Below are 17660 nucleotides of genomic sequence, written 5' to 3'. Positions count from 1 at the left end.
GGTGGGTACACCCCACCAGGCACGTCGCACGGGCCACGTACCTGCTGTGTTGCAAGAACGACACAAATACTGGCCAATTGTGCCGCGCCGTTGAGGTGACTGCGTAGGGTGCTGGGCAGCCACCCGTATGGGTGGCTGCACATCGATGAACAGGAAGAAGGGGACAGCGCGTGACGGTCAACATGACCAAGGGTCAGGCCATCAGCCTGCGGAAGAGCGACGGGGGCACCCTCACGGCTGTGCGGATGGGGCTCGGCTGGCAGGCGGCGGCGCGCCGCGGTCTGTTCGGCTCGCGCACCAAGGAGATCGACCTCGATGCCTCGGCGGTGCTCTTCGCCGACAAGCAGCCGGTGGACGTGGTCTTCTTCCGCCACCTCGTCAGTGATGACGGCTCGGTGAAGCACACGGGAGACAACCTCGTCGGCGGTGCCGGTTCGGGCGGCGACGACGAAGCGATCCTGGTGGACCTCCAGAGGGTGCCCGTCCACATCGACCAGATCGTCTTCACGGTCAACTCGTTCGGCGGCCAGACGTTCCAAGAGGTGCAGAACGCCTTCTGCCGTCTCGTCGACGAAACGAACGGCCAGGAGCTCGCCCGCTACACCCTGGACGGCGGCGGCAACTACACCGCCCAGATCATGGCCAAGGTGCACCGGAGCAAGGGCGACGACGGCTGGCAGATGACCGCCCTGGGCAACCCCGCCAACGGGCGGACGTTCCAGGACCTGATGCCCTCGATCCTGCCGCATCTCTAAGGGCCGGGCCCGCAGGGCTCCGTGCAGGGCGCACGGATGGACATGCAGCTCCCGGAGGCTTCGGCCGCCGGGAGCTGTAGCGCTTGCCGGCGGCACGATCGCCTTCGCGAGGGAGCGAGTCGATCCCGGGCCCGCGCGGCTCGACCGGGCGAGGGCTTTGCACCCCGCACGGCGGTGGCCACCATCGCCGCCATGCGAAGAGAGACTCACGCAGTACCCGCAGCACCGCAGACCCGAACACCGCGTGATAGTCGAAATTGAGGGCGCGGTACCGACCACCGCGCACCACCGCAGAGCACCGAGGGGACGAAGGCGATGACCGCCGAGTTGGTCCGGGGGCAGAACCATCCACTGCCCGAATCCCGCCTGGAGATCCGGGTGTCGGCCGGACACCCGCTGTTGGCCTGCGTCACCTGCTCCGATGACCAGGGATGCGTACGGGGCGAGGAGCTCGCCCACCCCGGAGCGCCCGCCGTGCCCGGGGTCGAGGTGTCCCGTGCGACCACCGACGCACCCCGTTTCTCCGTCGATCTGGATGCCGTGCCGGCCGCTGTGCACCAGGTGCACCTGCTTCTGGCGCTCCCCGACGGCACCGCGGGGCCGGCGCACTTCGGTGCCACGGCCGCACCCTTCCTTGCGGTGATCGGACAGGACGGCGACGAGCTGGTGAGTTTCACCATCACCGGCCTGGAGGCGGAGACCGCTCTCGTCGCGGTCGAGCTGTACCGGCGCCAGGGTGCCTGGAAGGTGCGGGCCGTCGGTCAGGGGTACGCGGGCGGTCTCGCCCAACTGCTCGGCGACCAGGGACTTCCACAGGCCAGGGAGCGGGCGGCCGAGATCCAGGCGGCAGCCGTGGCCCCCGCCCCACGAACGGAGCCCGCGGAGTTGCGGACCAGCGGTGCCCACGACGGCGGATACACGCTCCAACCCCCGGCACCGCCCGCGCCACAACCGCCCAACGGCGGTGAGCCCACCATTCCGCAGGGCCTGTCGGGCGCAAGTGCTAGCTCTGGGGCCGGAGTCTCGGACACTCAGCACCCCTCTGCCGGCGCGGGCGGGCCCATCGACTACGCCCATCCCCGCAGGCGCTCCGCCCCGCCCCCGCCGCCTCCCACGGCGCCTACCGGCGAGCCGGGCCAGCCCGCCCATCCGGTCGCGGGGGACGCCACCGGCTGGTCCATGGAGGAGCGCCTCTACAACCAGATCTGGGGCATGTTCGAGGACTTCGCCCGCTCGGTCGCCGCGTACCGCAGCGCCGTCGAGTTCGCCGAGTCCCGGCTCGACCAGGAGCTCGACCAGGCCCTGTCCGACCCCCGCAGTCGCATCGGGGGCGCGGGTGACGCGGCCAGGGCTGCTGCCCGTGCCAAGTGCGAAGGGTTGACCGCGCAGGCGCGGCAGGCGCTCGACCGGGATCTCGCCCAGCTCACCGCCGAGTCGGATGTCGTCGAGCCGGCGCTACCGCCCGCGTACGCGCGCTGGGACAACCCGGTCTGGCACGCCTATCGGGTGCCCATGGAGACTCCCATGGCGTTGCGGCTGGGCGATCTCCAGCTGCCCGAGAGCCCGGAAATGCGCATTCCGTTCCTGGTCAGGCTCCCGTTGGAGCGCGGCCTGTGGATCGACAGCGGGCGTGGGGGCGCGGAAGCCGCGCTGATGCTGGACGAGGCCCAGTTGAAACGGTTGGCCATGGACTGCGCGGTGGCCCACGCCGCCCGGTTGCTCGCGGTCTATCCACCCGGTGAGTTCACCGTCCATGCGATCGACCCCGCGGGGACCGCTGCCGCCTCCCTCGCGCCACTCGTCGAGTCCGGAGTGCTGGCGAACCCTCCGGCCGCCGGCGCCCAGGGAGTGAGCGAGACGCTGGCGAAGCTCACCCAGCGGGTTGACCTGGTCACCATGGCGGTGCGCGGCGGCGCCCCGGACGCGCTCCCACCGGACCTCGACACGGCTGAGCAACTACTGATCGTCCATGACTTCCCCCACGGTTTCGACGATCGTGCGGTCACCCAGCTGCGCTATCTGGCCGATGAGGGTCCGGCGGTGGGTGTGCATCTGATGATGGTCGCCGACCGGGAGGACGCCAGCGCCTATGGGCCGGTGCTCGACCCCCTGTGGCGGGCGCTGCTGCGGATCACGCCCGTACCGGACGATCACCTGGCCGACCCGTGGGTGCGTCATGCGTGGACCTATCAGCCTCCGACGATTCCGCCGGGCAGCGCCGTGCTGCGCCAGGTGTTGGATCAGGTCACGGCAGCCCGTCGTACCTGGGGGCGCTGAGAACCCGGCCGGGCCGGGCCGACCTGCCCTCGGTCGGCGTTTGCGAGGGCTGGCCCGGGGCACCCGTGGGTCACCTCGGGGAGCGCGTCGAAAGGACGCCGCCCCGGGGGGTCGCTGCCCCTTTCGGCGTAGTCCATCGTCGCTTCCCGACCATCGGATACGGTGCCGGACACACCGGGACCGCATGGGTGGAGATGGCTGGTGGGTGCGAAGCCGGACGAGCAGTCGAAGGGCGGCGTGCTGCACAGGAGCACAGTCAGCCGCAGTTCGATCACGCGGCGCTACCGCGGGAAGGTTCAGGATGGGCGACACCGGTCGGCGACATCGTGGTCATGACCAAGAGGACCCCTCTGAGCAGGGGATTTGAACCTCCCTTTACCATCTTCTTTACCTTTCCTTGGGGCTACTGTAAGCTCCTGTGAGCGGAGGGGAGTATTCCCGGCCTGCGACGTACCCGTCAGTACGGATCACCATTGGTCCCGGGGCGTCGGCCTGAGCGGCTAGGACCGCCCAGGTGGAAGAGACCTCCGGCAGCGACGACGCTGAGCAAAGAGCCGTACGACGCCGGAGGCGCAGTGGACGTTTCATTCACCCTGTGGTTGCTGACCATCCTCGGTCTGTCAGCCCTGATCGCGGTCGACTTCTTCATCGGGCGCAAGCCCCATGATGTGTCGATCAAAGAAGCCGGAATCTGGACGGTCGTCTGGATCGCGCTAGCCATCCTGTTCGGCATCGGCCTGATGGTCTTCGGCACCAGCCAGGCATCCGGAGAATTCTTCGCGGGCTTCATCACCGAGAAGTCGTTGAGTGTCGACAACCTCTTCGTCTTCGTGCTGATCATGGCGAAGTTCTCGGTGCCCTCACACCTCCAGCAGCGAGTGCTGCTCATCGGTGTGCTGATCGCCCTGGTGCTGCGCGCCATCTTCATCGCGGCCGGCGCGGCCATCATCGCCAGCTTCTCCTGGGTCTTCTACATCTTCGGCGCGTTCCTCATCTACACCGCCTGGAAGCTCATCCAGGAAGCGCGTGCCGACGATGAGGAGGACGACTTCGAGGAGAACCGCCTCCTGAAGTCGATCGAGAAGAAGTTCGGCGTCGCCGACCGCTACCACGGCACGAAGCTCTTCATCCAGGTCAACGGCAAGCGTGTACTGACCCCGCTGATGGTCGTCATGCTCGCCATCGGCAGCACGGACATCCTCTTCGCCCTGGACTCCATCCCGGCGATCTTCGGTCTGACCCAGGACCCGTACATCGTCTTCACGGCCAACGCGTTCGCCCTGATGGGTCTGCGCCAGCTGTACTTCCTCATCGGCGGTCTGCTGAAGAGGCTGGTCCACCTCAGCTACGGCCTGTCGGTGATCCTCGGCTTCATCGGCGTCAAACTGGTGCTCCACGCACTGCATGAGAACGGGGTGCACGTCCCCGAGATCTCCATTCCGTTCTCGCTCACCGTCATCTGCGGTGTGCTGATCGTGACCACCATCACCAGTCTGATCGCCTCCAAGAAGCAGGCCGAGCGGGAAGCGGCCGAGGCTGTCGAGGCCGGCGAGACCCCGGTCAAGGACGACGACAAGGACAGCGTCCAGTCCTGACCTTGATGTGTCGGACACGACGGGGGCGGATGGCAACGGAGCCATCCGCCCCCGTTCGTGCGTCCGGAGTCCTTCGTCGAACGGAGGCCGCCCGGCCCCGTCGTCCGGGCGGCCTCCTCCGATGACCGGGTACTACGGCGAGGCCAGGGCCTCCGTGGGAGCGAGCCGGGAGGCCCGTACCGCCGGGTAGAGTCCGGCCACCGCACCGATCGCGAGGGTCGCCCCCATCCCCCCGAGCAGTGCCCACACGGGCACCACCACGGGCCACCCCTGGTAGCCGGCGAAGCCGGCCGTCACCGCCGACCCCAGCACCGCGCCTCCCGCGCCGCCCAGGGCCGAGAGGAGGAGCGACTCGGCCAGGAACTGCGTACGGATCTGTCCCCGTGTCGCCCCCAACGAGCGGCGCAAACCGATCTCGGCCCTGCGCTCCAGCACCGAGATCACCATGGTGTTCGCGACTCCGACCCCGCCGACCAGCAGCGCCACCCCACCGAGTCCCAGCAGCAGTCCGGTGAACGCCTTCCCCGCCGCCTGCTCGGCGGCCAGTGCGTCCGACGGCCGTGAGACCTCCGCCTCGTTGGGCGCCACGGGATGCGCGCTGGGTCCGAGCACCGCGCGTACGTCCGCGACCGCTCCCTTCTCGGCCCGGGCGTAGACGGTCGTCGGGCGTCCGTCGAATCCCAGCTCGGCACGGGCGACCGACCAGCCCACCAGTGCCGCCGTGTCCAGTTCGGGAGCGAGGGCGGCCGGCTTGAGGATGCCGACCACGGTGAACCACTCCCCGCCGATCAGCACCCGGGTCCGTGGCCCCGCGCGGCCGAGACCGAGCCGCTCGGCCGCCGACGCACCGAGGACGGTCGCCGGGTAGCGGCTGGTGGCGGAGTTCAGCCAGACCCCGCTGGCGACCTCGGCCGCCACGGTGGCCGGCAGATCCTCACGTACGGCGTAGGCGGCCAGACCGCCCGTCTCCACCTCGGGGATCTTGTCGCTGCGGTACACCTTCGCCCCCTCGATCGAACCGACCGCGGAGACCGACTCCACCGGGCCGATCCGGCCGACCATCGCCTCGGCGTCCTCGGGCAGCTGGGCGGCGTCACCGGTCATCGTCGACCCGGGGGAGACGGTCAGCAGATTGGTGCCCAAGGTGGCGAGTGTGCGGTCGAGCCCGGCGCGCGACGAGGACGAGATCCCCACGACCCCGATCATCGCCGCGATGCCGATGGCGATGCCGAGCGCGGACAGGAACGCCCTCAGCGGTCTGGTCCGCAAGCCCACCGCCCCCACCTTGACGACGTCCCTGGGGCGCAGCCTGGCCGGTCGCAGCATGCCGGGGGAGGGGGCGTCGAACGGCCTCGGACCCCGGGCCACCGTCGTGTCCACCGGTGCCGAAGCCGCGGAGGAGGTCATTGAGCCACCCCCGTGGAGTTCTCGGCGATCCGGCCGTCCAGCATCCGTATCTGCCGGGGCAACGAGCCGGCGATCTCCCGATCATGGGTGATGATCACCACGGTGGTACCGGCCGTGTTCAACTCGCGCAGCAACCGCATCACACCCTCCCCCGATACGGAATCGAGTGCACCGGTCGGTTCGTCGGCGAGCAGCAGCGCCGGGTCGCCTGCCACCGCCCGTGCGATGGCGACCCGCTGACGCTCCCCACCGGACAACTCATGGGGCTCGTGGTCCATCCGGTGGCCGAGACCGACCCGTTCCAGCGCGGCGGCTGCCCGTCGGCGCCGTTCGGCGGGACGCAGCCCGCAGTACAGCAGTCCGTCGGCGACGTTGCCCAGCGCCGATGTGCCCCCTGCCAGGTGGAACTGCTGGAAGACAAAGCCGATCCGGTTCGCGCGCAGCGCCGACAACTGTCGGTCGGAGAGCGAACCGACCTCGTGGCCCTCGATGTGGACCCGCCCGGCGCTGGGACGATCCAGCGTCCCCAGTACATGCAGCATCGTCGACTTCCCCGACCCGGAAGGCCCCACTATGGCCAGGAGCTCACCACGGGAGATGTCCACCGACACCCCGTTGAGTGCCACCACCGGACCCGGATAGACCTTGCTGACGTCCCTCAGAGAGATCACTTCGGTATCCCCACCGTGGTGCCCCGCTCGATGCCCGTTCCGGTGACCTCCACCCGGCCGTCCGCGAACAGCCCGGTGGTGACCGGGACATAGGAGGAGGTGCCGTCCTTGACGACCTCCACGCCGAAGCCGCCCTCGGACAGCGCCAGCAGCGCGGCGACGGGCACGGTCAGCACGTCCTTGCGCGTCTGCGCGACGAAGTCGACGTTCACGGCGGCGAGGGCGTACGCGTCGGCGGCCCGTTGGGCCTTCTTGCCCGTGAGCACCACCTCGACCTTGGTCTGTGCCTCCTCCTGGCCGGTGGCCGCCTCGATGACGGTGGAGACCTGGGTGACCTTGCCCTGCACCACCACCTCGTCGGGCAGGGTCACCGTGACCGTCGAACCCTTGACGGCCAACCGCTGTTCGCTCGCCTCCAACTCGACGGTGACGGCCTTCGCCAGCCCGGTGTACGACAGCACCCTGCCGCCCTGTCCCAACTGCCCGCCCACTTCGGCCTCCAGGCCGTCGATCCGGACCTCGCCGGGTGCGAACACCACCCGGCCCAGGTCGACCCGCCCCGACTCCTCCAGGCCGAGGTCCTCCTGCCACTGCTTCACCGCATCCGCGGTCGCATCGGTGAACTCCTCGTCCACGGTGAAGCCGGTGTGCCCGAGTGCCGCGAGGTTGCGTTCCAACTGCTGCACGTCCGGGCCCTCGACACCGGAACCCAGTGCGCGGTACGCCGGGAGCGAGCCGTACATCAGGGTCACCGGACGGTTGTCCACCTCGTACAACGGCTTGCCACGTCTGATGCGGTCGCCCGTCTGCGGGAGATCGGTGATGGTGCCCGGGGTGCGTTCGGCCGCCGTGGTCGCCTGCCCGTAGCCGAGTTGTCCGTCCGCGCGGTGCACGTCCCGCAGGGTCTGTCGGGTCACCTGCGTCGTGTTCGGCGGCAGTCCGCCGTTGCTCTCGCCACCGGATGCGCCGTTGCCGTCGCCGAGTCCGAGCGCAGCCGCTGTGATGGCACCGCCCGCGGTCAGCACGACCAGGGCGACCAGCAGGGCGCCGCGGCGTCGGGGGCCGGTCGTACGCACCCCCGCCGCTGCTGTCGTCACGGATGCCGCTGCACCGTCGGTCGACTCCGCGGCCCCTGTCGTAACGTCGCCGGGCGCGGCCCCTGTCGTACCGTCGACGGTTGCGTACGGATGCTCCCGCAGGGAGGGGGAACCGGCTTCGTCGGTCACCGGTTCTTCTCCTCGACCCGCTTGTGCTCGGCCTCCAGATGCTCCTTGCACGCCTTCTCCGCCGCAGCGAAGTTGGGGTCGTCATGGACTGACTTGTCCATTTGCAGACCACCGCCCGGCCGCGGGTCCGGGAACTTCTCCACCCCGTTCTTCCGCATGCACGTCGCGTACTTCTGCATCGCCGCGACCGCCTTAGGATCGGCCTTCTTCCCCGGTCCGGGGCCCTGGGGCTGGAACTCCCGGCACTTCTCCATCGCCTTTTCCATGGCGGCCTCGGACTCCTTCTTCTGCTTGACGATGACGCGGCCCTCCTTCGGGTCCTCCATGTCGACGCCGTTCTTGCGCATGCACTGGGCGAACTTCACGCCCATCTCCTGCTGGCTCAGGCTGGGTCGGGCACTGCCCGGTGTGTCCGAGCCGGCCTTGCCGCCCTCGGCCGTGGCCACCTTCTTGCCCCCGTCATCGGACGAACATCCGGTCAACGTCAAGGCCAGCGCGAACGGCAGCACCGCCAGCGCGGTACGGGTGCGTGATCGCATGGGTCGTCCCTTCCTCGGACCACGGCGGCCCGAAGACCTTCCGGCCGCCTGCGTCAGATGGAACGCCGCCTCCCGTTTCCTCGTCGTTTCCCCCGGCGACCGCACCTCCCTAACGGTGAGGAAACAGAACGGTGGTCACCATGGAGACCACCGGCCCCGCACCCGTTCGACCAACTCGGCGCGCGGGGACGGGATACGGCGGACCAGGGGAAGGGAGCCACACGTGCGCGTACTGGTGGTCGAGGACGAGCCCGTACTGGCCGACGCCATCGCGGAGTGGCTGCGCGAGGAGACGCACGCGGTCGACATCGCACTCGACGGCGCCGCCGCGCTGGAGCGGGCCACAGTGAACGACTACGACGTGATCGTCCTCGATCGCGACCTGCCTGTCGTCCACGGGGACGAGGTGTGCCGTCGGCTCGTCGACTCCGGCGCCGCGGCCCGCGTACTGATGCTCACCGCCGCCGCCGAGGTGGCGGACCGGGTACGGGGCCTGGGGATCGGTGCGGACGACTACCTCACCAAGCCGTTCGCGTTCGCGGAGCTCTCCGCCCGTATCCAAGCGCTCGGGCGCCGTTGCCGACCCGCGGTGCCACCCGTGCTGCGCAGGGCCGGCATCAGCCTCGATCCCGCCCGACGCGAGGTGTTCCGGGACGGCCGCTATGTGCCCCTGTCCCGCAAGGAGTTCGCCGTACTCAGCGAACTGCTGCGCGCGGAGGGTGCCGTGGTCTCCGCCGAAATGCTGCTGGAGAAGGCGTGGGACGAGCACGCCGACCCGTTCACCGGGGCCGTACGCCTGGCCGTCCTCAAACTCCGCCGCAAGCTCGGCGGCCCGCCCGTCGTGGAAACGATCACAGGAGCGGGGTACCGCATCCCATGAGGTCCACCGGCGCCCGGAGGCATGGGACGCACCGGCACGGACTGCGCCGGATGCGTTTGCGGACCCGACTCACCCTGATCTACGGCGGACTGTTCATGGTCGCCGGGGTGGTGATCCTCGCAACGGTCTACGTCTTCTTCAACCAGGAGCTCAACCGCGTCAGCCCCAAGGTCATCGAGAAGTCGCTGAACCAGGCGGCACCGTCGTCGCTGGCATCGCCGCCTGCCACGGCCATCCCGTCATCGCCGCGTGCCACGGCCGTGCCGTCCCAGCAAGCTTCGGCTTCGACGCCCGGGCTGATGAGATCGCCCGCACCCGGCGCTCCCCCGACCACCTTCTATGACCGCCACGGGCAGGTCGTTCCCAGCGATCTGCCCGGCGTCTGGCTCAAGGAGCAGCGGGAAGTGATCCAGGACGCGGCCGTCACCTCCCTACTGGCCCAGGGAGGCGTCGCGCTGGTGGTGGTGGGCGGCACGGCTGCCGTCGTCGGTTGGCTGGTGGCCGGGCGGGTGCTCGCCCCGCTGCACCGGGTCACCGAGACCGCCCGGCGCATCGCAGCCGCCCCCGCCGCGGGCCGGGGACTACACGAACGCATCGCGTTGCAGGGCCCCGACGACGAGGTGAAGGACCTGGCCGACACCTTCGACACCATGGTCGAGCGCCTCGACCGCTCCTTCGACGGCCAGCGCCGCTTCGTGGCCAACGCCTCCCATGAACTGCGCACTCCGCTCACGCTGGGACGGGCTCTCGTCGAAGTGGCCATGCACCGCAGAACGGCGTCGGAAGACGTGCGACAACTCGGTGAGAGCCTCTTGGAGATCAACAGCAGACATGAGCGGTTGATCAGCGGGCTGTTGCTGCTCGCCGACTCGGAGAACGAGATCGCCGATCGGCTGCCCGTCGATCTGGCCGACATCGTCACCCATGTGGTGTCCCAGACCGCAGCGGAGGCGCGCCGGGCCGGGATCACCGTGCACGAGTGCGCGCAGGAGGCGCTCACCACGGGTGACGCCCTATTGCTCGAACGGATGGTGCACAACCTCGTGGAGAACGGCATCCGTCACAACGCCGGCGACGGGGGCGCCTTGTACGTCGTCAGTCGCACCGGGGCCGACGGAGCCGCGGAGGTCGAGGTCTCCAACACCGGGCCCGTGGTGCCGCCGTACGACATACCCGGGCTCTTCGAGCCGTTCCGTCGGCTGGGGGCCGATCGCCTGGTCAGCGCCAAGGGTGCAGGGCTCGGCCTCTCGATCGTCCGGGCAGTGGCCCGTGCGCACGGCGGAACGGTCGACGCTACTCCCCGGGCGGGGGGCGGGTTGGTGGTGACGGCGACCTTGCCGGCCTGACCGGCAAGGCTCCGCTGTGGGCCCCTGCGGAACCCCCGATGGATCTCGGTCACCAGCCCCGTTCGCGCCACTCGGACAGGTGCGGGCGCTCCGCGCCCAAAGTGGTGTCCTTGCCGTGCCCCGGATAGACCCAGGTCTCGTCCGGCAGTGGGGCGAAAAGTTTGGTCTCCACGTCGTGGAGGAGGTTGGCGAACGCCTCGGGGTCCTTGCGGGTGTTGCCCACTCCGCCGGGGAACAGGCAGTCACCGGTGAAGACGTGGGGGTGTCCGTGCGGATCGTCGAAGACCAGGGCGATGGACCCTGGGGTGTGCCCCACGAGATGCCGGGCGGTCAACTCCACTCTGCCCACCAGGATGGTGTCCAAGTCATTGACCCGTACGTCGGTGGGGACCGGGATGCCTTCGGCGTCCAAGGCGCCGGCATAGGTGCGCGCACCCGTGGCGGCGACCACCTCGCCTAGCGCCTGCCAGTGGTCGCCGTGGCGATGCGTGGTGACCACCGAGGCGATGGAGTCGTCCCCGATCAACTGGAGCAGGGTCTGCGGGTCATTGGCCGCGTCGATGAGCAACTGCTCGCCGGTCGCCCGGCAGCGCAACAGGTAGCAGTTGTTGTCCATCGGGCCGACCGTGACCTTGGAGATCATCAGATCGGTCAGCTCGTGCACATCTGCCGGTCCGCCGACCTTCACCACACCGCTGTACGTCATGGTGGGCAGCCTATAGCGGGGGCAACACGGGTGGAGTGGCGCCGGGAGCAGTGCCGCCGACGGTCAGTTCCATCAGCTCCGCCCCGGCGCGCCGGCCCGCGAGCCACCCCAGCAGCACCGGCGCCGGTCCGGCGACCCTGACGGGCTCTCCCCGGGTGCCTCCCGTGTGCCAGTCACTGGTGCCGGCGACTTCGACCACATGGATCGGGGGGACCTCAGGGTGGCCCGCGAACCGCTCGGTCAGGAACGTGATCTCCCGGGCGGTGAAGCCGGCCGGCAGGTGCTCCAGCTCGTAGCCGATGTCCAGGTCGACATGGTGCAGCTCGACCTCGACGAGCCTGCGGAAGGGCACGCGGGACGCCGAGTCGGTGACGCCGTTGCGCAGCTCGACGGTGCGGTCCCAGTCGGCGGGGCGGGCGCCCGCCTCCCGGAAGCGTGCGGCGCTGTCGCGGACGTCATCGAGCTGTGTGGAGAGCGGGCGGGGGGCGTCCCGCTCGATGTCCTCATCGCGGGCCGTGGCGCTCTCGTACATCGGGCGCCCTTCGAGCACCTTGACGAGGGCGTCGGCATTTCGGGCCAGGTGGGCGAGCACATGGCCGCGGCTCCAGCCGGGCAGCCGTGACGGTCCGGCGAGGCGGGCGTTGTCCAGGGCGGCGGTGGCGCTCAGCAGCCGCTCGGTCGCGTCGTGGAGGGAGGCCAGGTCACGTTGGGGATCGATCATGGGCCCGACCCTAGCCCGGCCACTCATTCGGGTGAAGGTGGCTTCCGGCGGCCGTAAATCGAATGTGCGTGCTATAGCCTGGGGAGAGGCATCCTTGGTTCTCAGGCACTCGATCCCTTCAGTCCATGCAGCGGTATTCCGACATATTTGACGGTCCGCTTTACGCTGGAAGGCTGGAGCAGTCCGGGTCGGGGCAGCCACCCTCACTTCCCTCGTCCTGCCCATGACCTTCAGGACCTCCTTTGATCTTCCCCAGGTCTCTCTAGAAAGGTGCGGACCCGGCGTGGCCGACCGTCTCATCGTCCGTGGCGCTCGCGAGCACAACCTCAAGAACGTCTCGCTCGACCTCCCCCGTGACTCCCTGATCGTGTTCACGGGGCTCTCGGGGTCCGGCAAGTCCTCGCTCGCCTTCGACACGATCTTCGCCGAGGGCCAGCGCCGCTATGTGGAATCCCTGTCGTCCTACGCCCGCCAGTTTCTGGGGCAGATGGACAAGCCCGACGTCGACTTCATCGAGGGGCTGTCCCCGGCCGTCTCCATCGACCAGAAGTCGACCTCCCGTAACCCCCGCTCCACGGTCGGCACGATCACCGAGGTCTACGACTACCTCCGGCTGCTGTTCGCCAGGATCGGCAAGCCTCACTGCCCCGAGTGCGGGCGCCCCATCACGCGCCAGTCGCCGCAGGCAATCGTGGACAGGGTCCTGGAGCTGCCCGAGGGCAGCCGCTTTCAGGTGCTCTCCCCGCTGGTGCGCGAGCGCAAGGGGGAGTTCGTCGATCTCTTCGCTGATCTTCAGACGAAGGGGTACAGCAGGGCCAGGGTGGACGGGCAGACCATCCAGCTCGCCGAGCCGCCGACGCTGAAGAAGCAGGAGAAGCACACCATCGAGGTGGTGATCGACCGCCTCACGGTCAAGGACGGCGCCAAGCGGCGGCTGACCGACTCCGTCGAGACCGCCCTCGGGCTCGCCGGCGGCATGGTGGTCCTGGACTTCGTGGACCTGCCCGAGGACGACCCCGAGCGCGAGCGGATGTACTCGGAGCACCTGTATTGCCCGTACGACGATCTGTCGTTCGAGGAGCTGGAGCCGCGGTCCTTCTCGTTCAACTCTCCGTTCGGTGCCTGCCCCGACTGCACCGGCATCGGCACCCGTATGGAGGTCGATCCCGAGCTGATCGTCCCCGACGAGGACAAGTCGCTGGACGAGGGGGCGATCCACCCCTGGTCGCACGGTCACACCAAGGAGTACTTCGGGCGACTGATCGGCGGGCTGTCGAAAGCGCTGGGCTTCTCCACCGACATGCCCTGGGCCGGGCTGCCGCAGCGGGCCAAGAAGGCCCTGCTGCACGGGCACAAGACCCAGGTCGAGGTCCGCTACCGCAATCGGTACGGTCGGGAGCGCGCCTACACCACCCCGGCGTTCGAAGGCGCCGTCCAGTTCGTGCGCAGGCGGCACCAGGAGGCCGAGAGCGACACCAGCAGGGAGCGCTTCGAGGGCTATATGCGCGAGGTGCCCTGTCCGACCTGTCAGGGCACGCGGCTGAAGCCGATCGTTCTCGCGGTCACGGTGATGGAGAAGTCGATCGCCGACGTCTCCGCCATGTCGATCAGCGACTGTGCCGAGTTCCTCGGTCGGCTGAAGCTGAACACCCGGGACAAGAAGATCGCCGAGCGGGTGCTCAAGGAGGTCAACGAGAGGCTGCGCTTCCTCGTCGACGTCGGCCTGGACTACCTCTCGCTGAACCGCGCCGCCGGCACGCTCTCCGGAGGCGAGGCGCAGCGCATCCGTCTCGCGACCCAGATCGGCTCCGGACTCGTCGGGGTGCTCTACGTCCTCGACGAGCCGTCCATCGGTCTGCACCAGCGGGACAACCACCGGTTGATCGAGACGCTCGTCCGGCTTCGTGACATGGGCAACACCCTGATCGTCGTCGAGCACGACGAGGACACGATCAAGGTGGCCGACTGGGTGGTCGACATCGGCCCCGGCGCCGGTGAGCACGGCGGCGAGGTGGTGCACTCCGGACCGCTCAAGGAGCTCCTGGCCAACAAGGAGTCCATGACCGGGCAGTACCTCGCGGGGAAGCGGTTCATCCCGACCCCGGAGATCCGCAGACCCGTGGATCCCACCCGTCAGCTCACGGTCCACGGCGCCCGGGAGAACAACCTCCGCGACATCGACGTCGCGTTCCCGCTCGGGGTGCTCACCGCTGTCACGGGTGTGTCGGGCTCGGGCAAGTCCACCCTGGTCAACGACATCCTCTACACGCATCTGGCGCGCGAGCTCAACGGTGCGAAGTCGGTCCCCGGTCGGCACACCCGGGTCGAGGGCGACGATCTCGTCGACAAGGTCGTCCACGTCGACCAGTCGCCCATCGGACGTACGCCCCGGTCGAACCCGGCCACGTACACCGGTGTCTTCGACCACGTCCGCAGGCTGTTCGCGGAGACGATGGAGGCCAAGGTCCGCGGATATCTCCCCGGCCGGTTCTCTTTCAACGTCAAGGGGGGCCGCTGCGAGAACTGCTCCGGCGACGGCACCATCAAGATCGAGATGAACTTCCTGCCGGACGTCTATGTGCCGTGCGAGGTCTGTCACGGTGCGCGCTACAACCGGGAGACGCTGGAAGTCCACTACAAGGGCAAGTCCATCGCCGAGGTGCTGGACATGCCGATCGAGGAGGCACTGAGCTTCTTCGAGGCGGTGCCGACCATCGCCCGCCATCTGAAGACGTTGAACGAGGTGGGTCTGGGCTATGTCCGGCTCGGGCAGTCCGCGCCGACGCTCTCCGGTGGCGAGGCCCAGCGGGTCAAGTTGGCCTCCGAGCTGCAAAAGCGTTCCACGGGCAGCACGGTCTATGTGCTCGACGAGCCCACCACCGGACTGCACTTCGAGGACATCAGCAAGCTGATCACGGTTCTCTCGGGACTGGTGGACAAGGGCAACACCGTCATCGTCATCGAGCACAACCTCGATGTGATCAAGACCGCCGACTGGGTCCTGGACATGGGCCCCGAGGGCGGTAGCGGTGGCGGTCTGGTGATCGCCGAGGGTAGCCCCGAGCAGGTCGCCGCAGTTCCCACCAGCCACACCGGGAAGTTCCTGCGGGAGATCCTGGATGCTGATCGGATCAGCGACGCGGCGATGCCACAGACCCGGTCGAGCACTCGGAAGACGGCTGCGAAGACGACCGCGAGGAAGGCGACCACCAAGGCCACGGCAGCGAAGTCGACGGCGGCCAAGGCTGCGGTGACCAAGACCGCGACCAAGGCTGCGGCGACCAAGACGGCGGCGACCAAGACGCCGGCGACCAAGACCGCAGCCCCGCAGAAGACGGCGGCTAAATCGGCTGCCAAGTCAGCCGCCGTGCGCAAGACCGCCGCGACGAAGACCGCGCGGGCCCGCAAGGCATAAGTTCATGAGTCTCGACTCCGACCGTCGGAATCACCTTCGTCGGTCGGAATCGGACTGAGCGCCGAGCCGGTGCTTCTCGCCACCACACCAACGGTCGTGGCAGCGGGAAGCACCGGCTCGAACCGTATGCCCCCCTCACGGTTTCCCCAGCCGAGGCGCCCAGAGAACTGGGGCGCGGCGGGAAAGCAGGGTGTGGCAGGCTCGCGGTCTGCGGATCGACCCTCCCTCAGCCGACCCGGTCCGCCCATAGGAGCGTCGCAGTGATCCCACCCCGTCTGGTCCCCTTGCTGGAGCAGTTCGACTTCGCACACGAACGCCTCGCCAACCGGCTGGCCGGGCCTGTCATGGACAGCGGCGACGGGACGGACACCGAGGTCGGCCCCATGACCGACCGGGAGTACTGCTGGGAGCCGACGCCGGACTGCTGGTCCGTTCGGCGACGCACGGACGGGCCCGGGCCGCGCGCAACGCTGTTGGCCGGTGCGGGGGAGTGGGGGCGCGACGGGGCGGCGTATCCGCATCCCTGGCCGCCGCCCTTCACGACCATCGCATGGCGCCTCAGCCACCTCACCGAGATGCTCGCCCTGCGGGCTGACCACACGGCCGGCAGCCATGTGCTCACCCGGGACGACCATCCGGTCGAGGCGGACGCAAGGGGGGCGATGGCGGCCTTCGGTGCGGGAGCCACCGCCTGGCGTCGGGCCCTGTCGAACGTCGACGACACCGCTCTGGACACCGTGGGGTACTGCACCTATCCGCATGGCAGCGATGCGGAGGAGCCGTTCATCGACATCGTGTGGTGGGTCAACCAGGAGTTGTTGCACCACGGGGCGGAGATCGCCCTGCTGCGCGATCTGTACCGGGTCTCGCACCACTGACCCGCCCGACCTCGTGCCCGTCCGACAGCCCGCCCGCCGCACCGCACCCGTCCAGGGCGCAGGACTCCCCCTCCTGGTCCGATCCCCTTCTGGTCCGATCCCCGAAGTCGGCACGGGACCGGGCCCGCATCGACTCATCAGTACCGCCCGGACACGAGCCAGCAGCCCACATCCGCCTCAGCCGTGACACGCCGGTTCGCTAGCTGCCACCCAGCTCATGGGCGTACGGCGGTTGGGCGCCGGATCGGGAGCACGTCACCGCCGCCGCCCGGGCGGCGAACTCCAGCACCTCGCGCCAGCCGTCCGCGTCCAGGGCCGACAGTGCGTGCGGTGAGAGGGCGTCCCGGACGGCCAGAGCGTGGAGCAGGGCGGCGTTCACCGTGTCGCCGGCCCCGATGGTGTCCACGACCTTCACCGCAGTGGCCGGAACCGACACTTCCACGCCATGGCGGGTCCAAACGGTCAGGCCCGCCCCGCCCCGTGTCAGCACCACGGCACCGGGGCCCTGCGGCACGCCTCCCAGCCAGTGGGCGTCCTCCTCCGAGAGCTTCAGCAGCGACACATCGGGCAACCAGCTCGAAAACCGCTTCCGGTACGCATCCGGGTCGGGGATCAGACCCGGCCGCACATTGGGGTCGAGGAGCGTCACTAGTCCGCGCCGCGCCTCCCGCCGCAGCAAGGTCTCGTAGTCCGTCGCGGCCGGCTCCAGCACCAGCGAGCAGGTGCCCAGGGCCACCGCGCGCACCTGAGGGGGCAGTGACGGGGGCAGCTCGAAGAGACGGTCGGCGGTGCCTTCGGCGTAGAACGTGTATCCCGCCGAGCCGTCCGCGCCCACGGTGGCGACCGCCAGCGTCGTCGGTTCCGGGCCGCGCACCACGAGCGAGGTGTCCACACCGGCGCCGTGCAGCCCGGCGAGCAGGGCGTCGCCGAAGCCGTCGGTCGACATGCGCGAGCAGAACGCCACCGGTGCGCCGAGCCGCCCCAGGGCCACCGCGGTGTTGTACGGTCCGCCGCCGAGGCGGGGAAGCAGGGGTGCGAGCCCCGTTCCCTCTGCATGCGGGACCAGGTCGATCAGGGACTCTCCGGCGACGACGATCACCGACCGAAAGTAACGCATGGGACTCCTGAGACTTGGGTCGGGGAGGGGAGCCCGCTCATCGGCCCAGCGGTCGGCGTCGGTATTGTCGGCTCTGTCGCCACGGCACCAGCACCGCCCGTCCGGGCGACACCCCGCCCCATGATCG

14 protein-coding genes are annotated in these 17660 nt (G+C 69.2%); 7 read left to right on the top strand and 7 right to left on the bottom strand.

The features are described from left to right. Nucleotides 1-170 precede the first annotated feature (170 nt). The 3 genes from OID54_RS10150 (at nt 171) to OID54_RS10140 (ending at nt 4627) form a co-directional block, all read left to right on the top strand. Nucleotides 171-755 carry a TerD family protein gene (locus tag OID54_RS10150; protein ID WP_329017121.1) on the top strand — a complete coding sequence of 195 codons (585 nt, stop codon included), beginning with the start codon at nt 171-173 and terminating at the stop codon, nt 753-755. 315 nt (nt 756-1070) lie between these two features. Beyond that, the gene (locus OID54_RS10145; protein ID WP_329017118.1) at nt 1071-3032 is read left to right on the top strand and encodes a TerD family protein; all 1962 of its coding nucleotides are present in this window, start codon (nt 1071-1073) and stop codon (nt 3030-3032) included. Nucleotides 3033-3607: 575 nt separating this feature from the next. Next, nucleotides 3608-4627: a TerC/Alx family metal homeostasis membrane protein gene (locus OID54_RS10140; protein ID WP_329017115.1), complete on the top strand. Its 1020-nt coding sequence runs from the start codon at nt 3608-3610 to the stop codon at nt 4625-4627. A gap of 132 nt (nt 4628-4759) precedes the next feature. Here OID54_RS10140 and OID54_RS10135 read toward each other — a convergent pair whose 3' ends face one another. The 4 genes from OID54_RS10135 to OID54_RS10120 form a co-directional block, all read right to left on the bottom strand. Continuing rightward, complete coding sequence (locus OID54_RS10135; RefSeq protein ID WP_329027378.1) at nt 4760-5953, bottom strand: ABC transporter permease; 1194 nt, start codon at nt 5951-5953, stop codon at nt 4760-4762. A gap of 77 nt (nt 5954-6030) precedes the next feature. Further along, on the bottom strand, nt 6031-6705 hold the full coding sequence (locus tag OID54_RS10130) for an ABC transporter ATP-binding protein (RefSeq protein ID WP_329017112.1): 675 nt from the start codon (nt 6703-6705) through the stop codon (nt 6031-6033). Then, nucleotides 6702-7931, bottom strand: coding sequence for an efflux RND transporter periplasmic adaptor subunit (locus OID54_RS10125; protein ID WP_329017109.1), 1230 nt, complete (start codon nt 7929-7931; stop codon nt 6702-6704). The genes OID54_RS10130 and OID54_RS10125 overlap by 4 nt, the downstream gene beginning before the upstream one ends. Beyond that, the gene (locus OID54_RS10120) at nt 7928-8470 is read right to left on the bottom strand and encodes a hypothetical protein (RefSeq protein ID WP_329017106.1); all 543 of its coding nucleotides are present in this window, start codon (nt 8468-8470) and stop codon (nt 7928-7930) included. Before OID54_RS10120 ends, OID54_RS10125 begins: the two co-directional genes overlap by 4 nt. 223 nt (nt 8471-8693) lie before the next feature. Between OID54_RS10120 and OID54_RS10115 the strand changes: the two genes are divergently transcribed. Further along, nucleotides 8694-9350 carry a response regulator transcription factor gene (locus OID54_RS10115; RefSeq protein WP_329017104.1) on the top strand — a complete coding sequence of 219 codons (657 nt, stop codon included), beginning with the start codon at nt 8694-8696 and terminating at the stop codon, nt 9348-9350. Between the two features lie 50 nt (nt 9351-9400). Beyond that, nucleotides 9401-10696, top strand: coding sequence for a sensor histidine kinase (locus OID54_RS10110; protein WP_329017101.1), 1296 nt, complete (start codon nt 9401-9403; stop codon nt 10694-10696). Between the two features lie 49 nt (nt 10697-10745). On the opposite strand, the gene OID54_RS10105 is transcribed toward OID54_RS10110, so the two are convergent. Both OID54_RS10105 and OID54_RS10100 read right to left on the bottom strand, forming a co-directional pair. After that, nucleotides 10746-11402: an MBL fold metallo-hydrolase gene (locus OID54_RS10105; RefSeq protein ID WP_329017098.1), complete on the bottom strand. Its 657-nt coding sequence runs from the start codon at nt 11400-11402 to the stop codon at nt 10746-10748. A gap of 10 nt (nt 11403-11412) precedes the next feature. Beyond that, nucleotides 11413-12123: a maleylpyruvate isomerase family mycothiol-dependent enzyme gene (locus tag OID54_RS10100; RefSeq protein ID WP_329017095.1), complete on the bottom strand. Its 711-nt coding sequence runs from the start codon at nt 12121-12123 to the stop codon at nt 11413-11415. Nucleotides 12124-12406: 283 nt separating this feature from the next. On the opposite strand from OID54_RS10100, the gene uvrA reads away from it, so the two are divergent. Together uvrA and OID54_RS10090 are read left to right on the top strand one after the other, a co-directional pair. Then, nucleotides 12407-15538 carry an excinuclease ABC subunit UvrA gene (gene uvrA, locus OID54_RS10095; protein ID WP_329017092.1) on the top strand — a complete coding sequence of 1044 codons (3132 nt, stop codon included), beginning with the start codon at nt 12407-12409 and terminating at the stop codon, nt 15536-15538. Nucleotides 15539-15798: 260 nt separating this feature from the next. After that, entirely contained in the window at nt 15799-16416 is a 618-nt protein-coding gene (locus tag OID54_RS10090; RefSeq protein WP_329017089.1) for a DinB family protein, read from the top strand. Between the two features lie 199 nt (nt 16417-16615). Here OID54_RS10090 and OID54_RS10085 read toward each other — a convergent pair whose 3' ends face one another. Further along, on the bottom strand, nt 16616-17515 hold the full coding sequence (locus OID54_RS10085; protein WP_329027377.1) for a carbohydrate kinase family protein: 900 nt from the start codon (nt 17513-17515) through the stop codon (nt 16616-16618). Between the last annotated feature and the right edge of the window lie 145 nt (nt 17516-17660).

It is taken from the genome of Streptomyces sp. NBC_00690 (assembly GCF_036226685.1).
GTDB lineage: Bacteria > Actinomycetota > Actinomycetes > Streptomycetales > Streptomycetaceae > Streptomyces.
The sequence above is the reverse complement of the archived record's forward strand: the minus strand, read 5'-3'. Positions and strand labels throughout refer to the sequence as shown.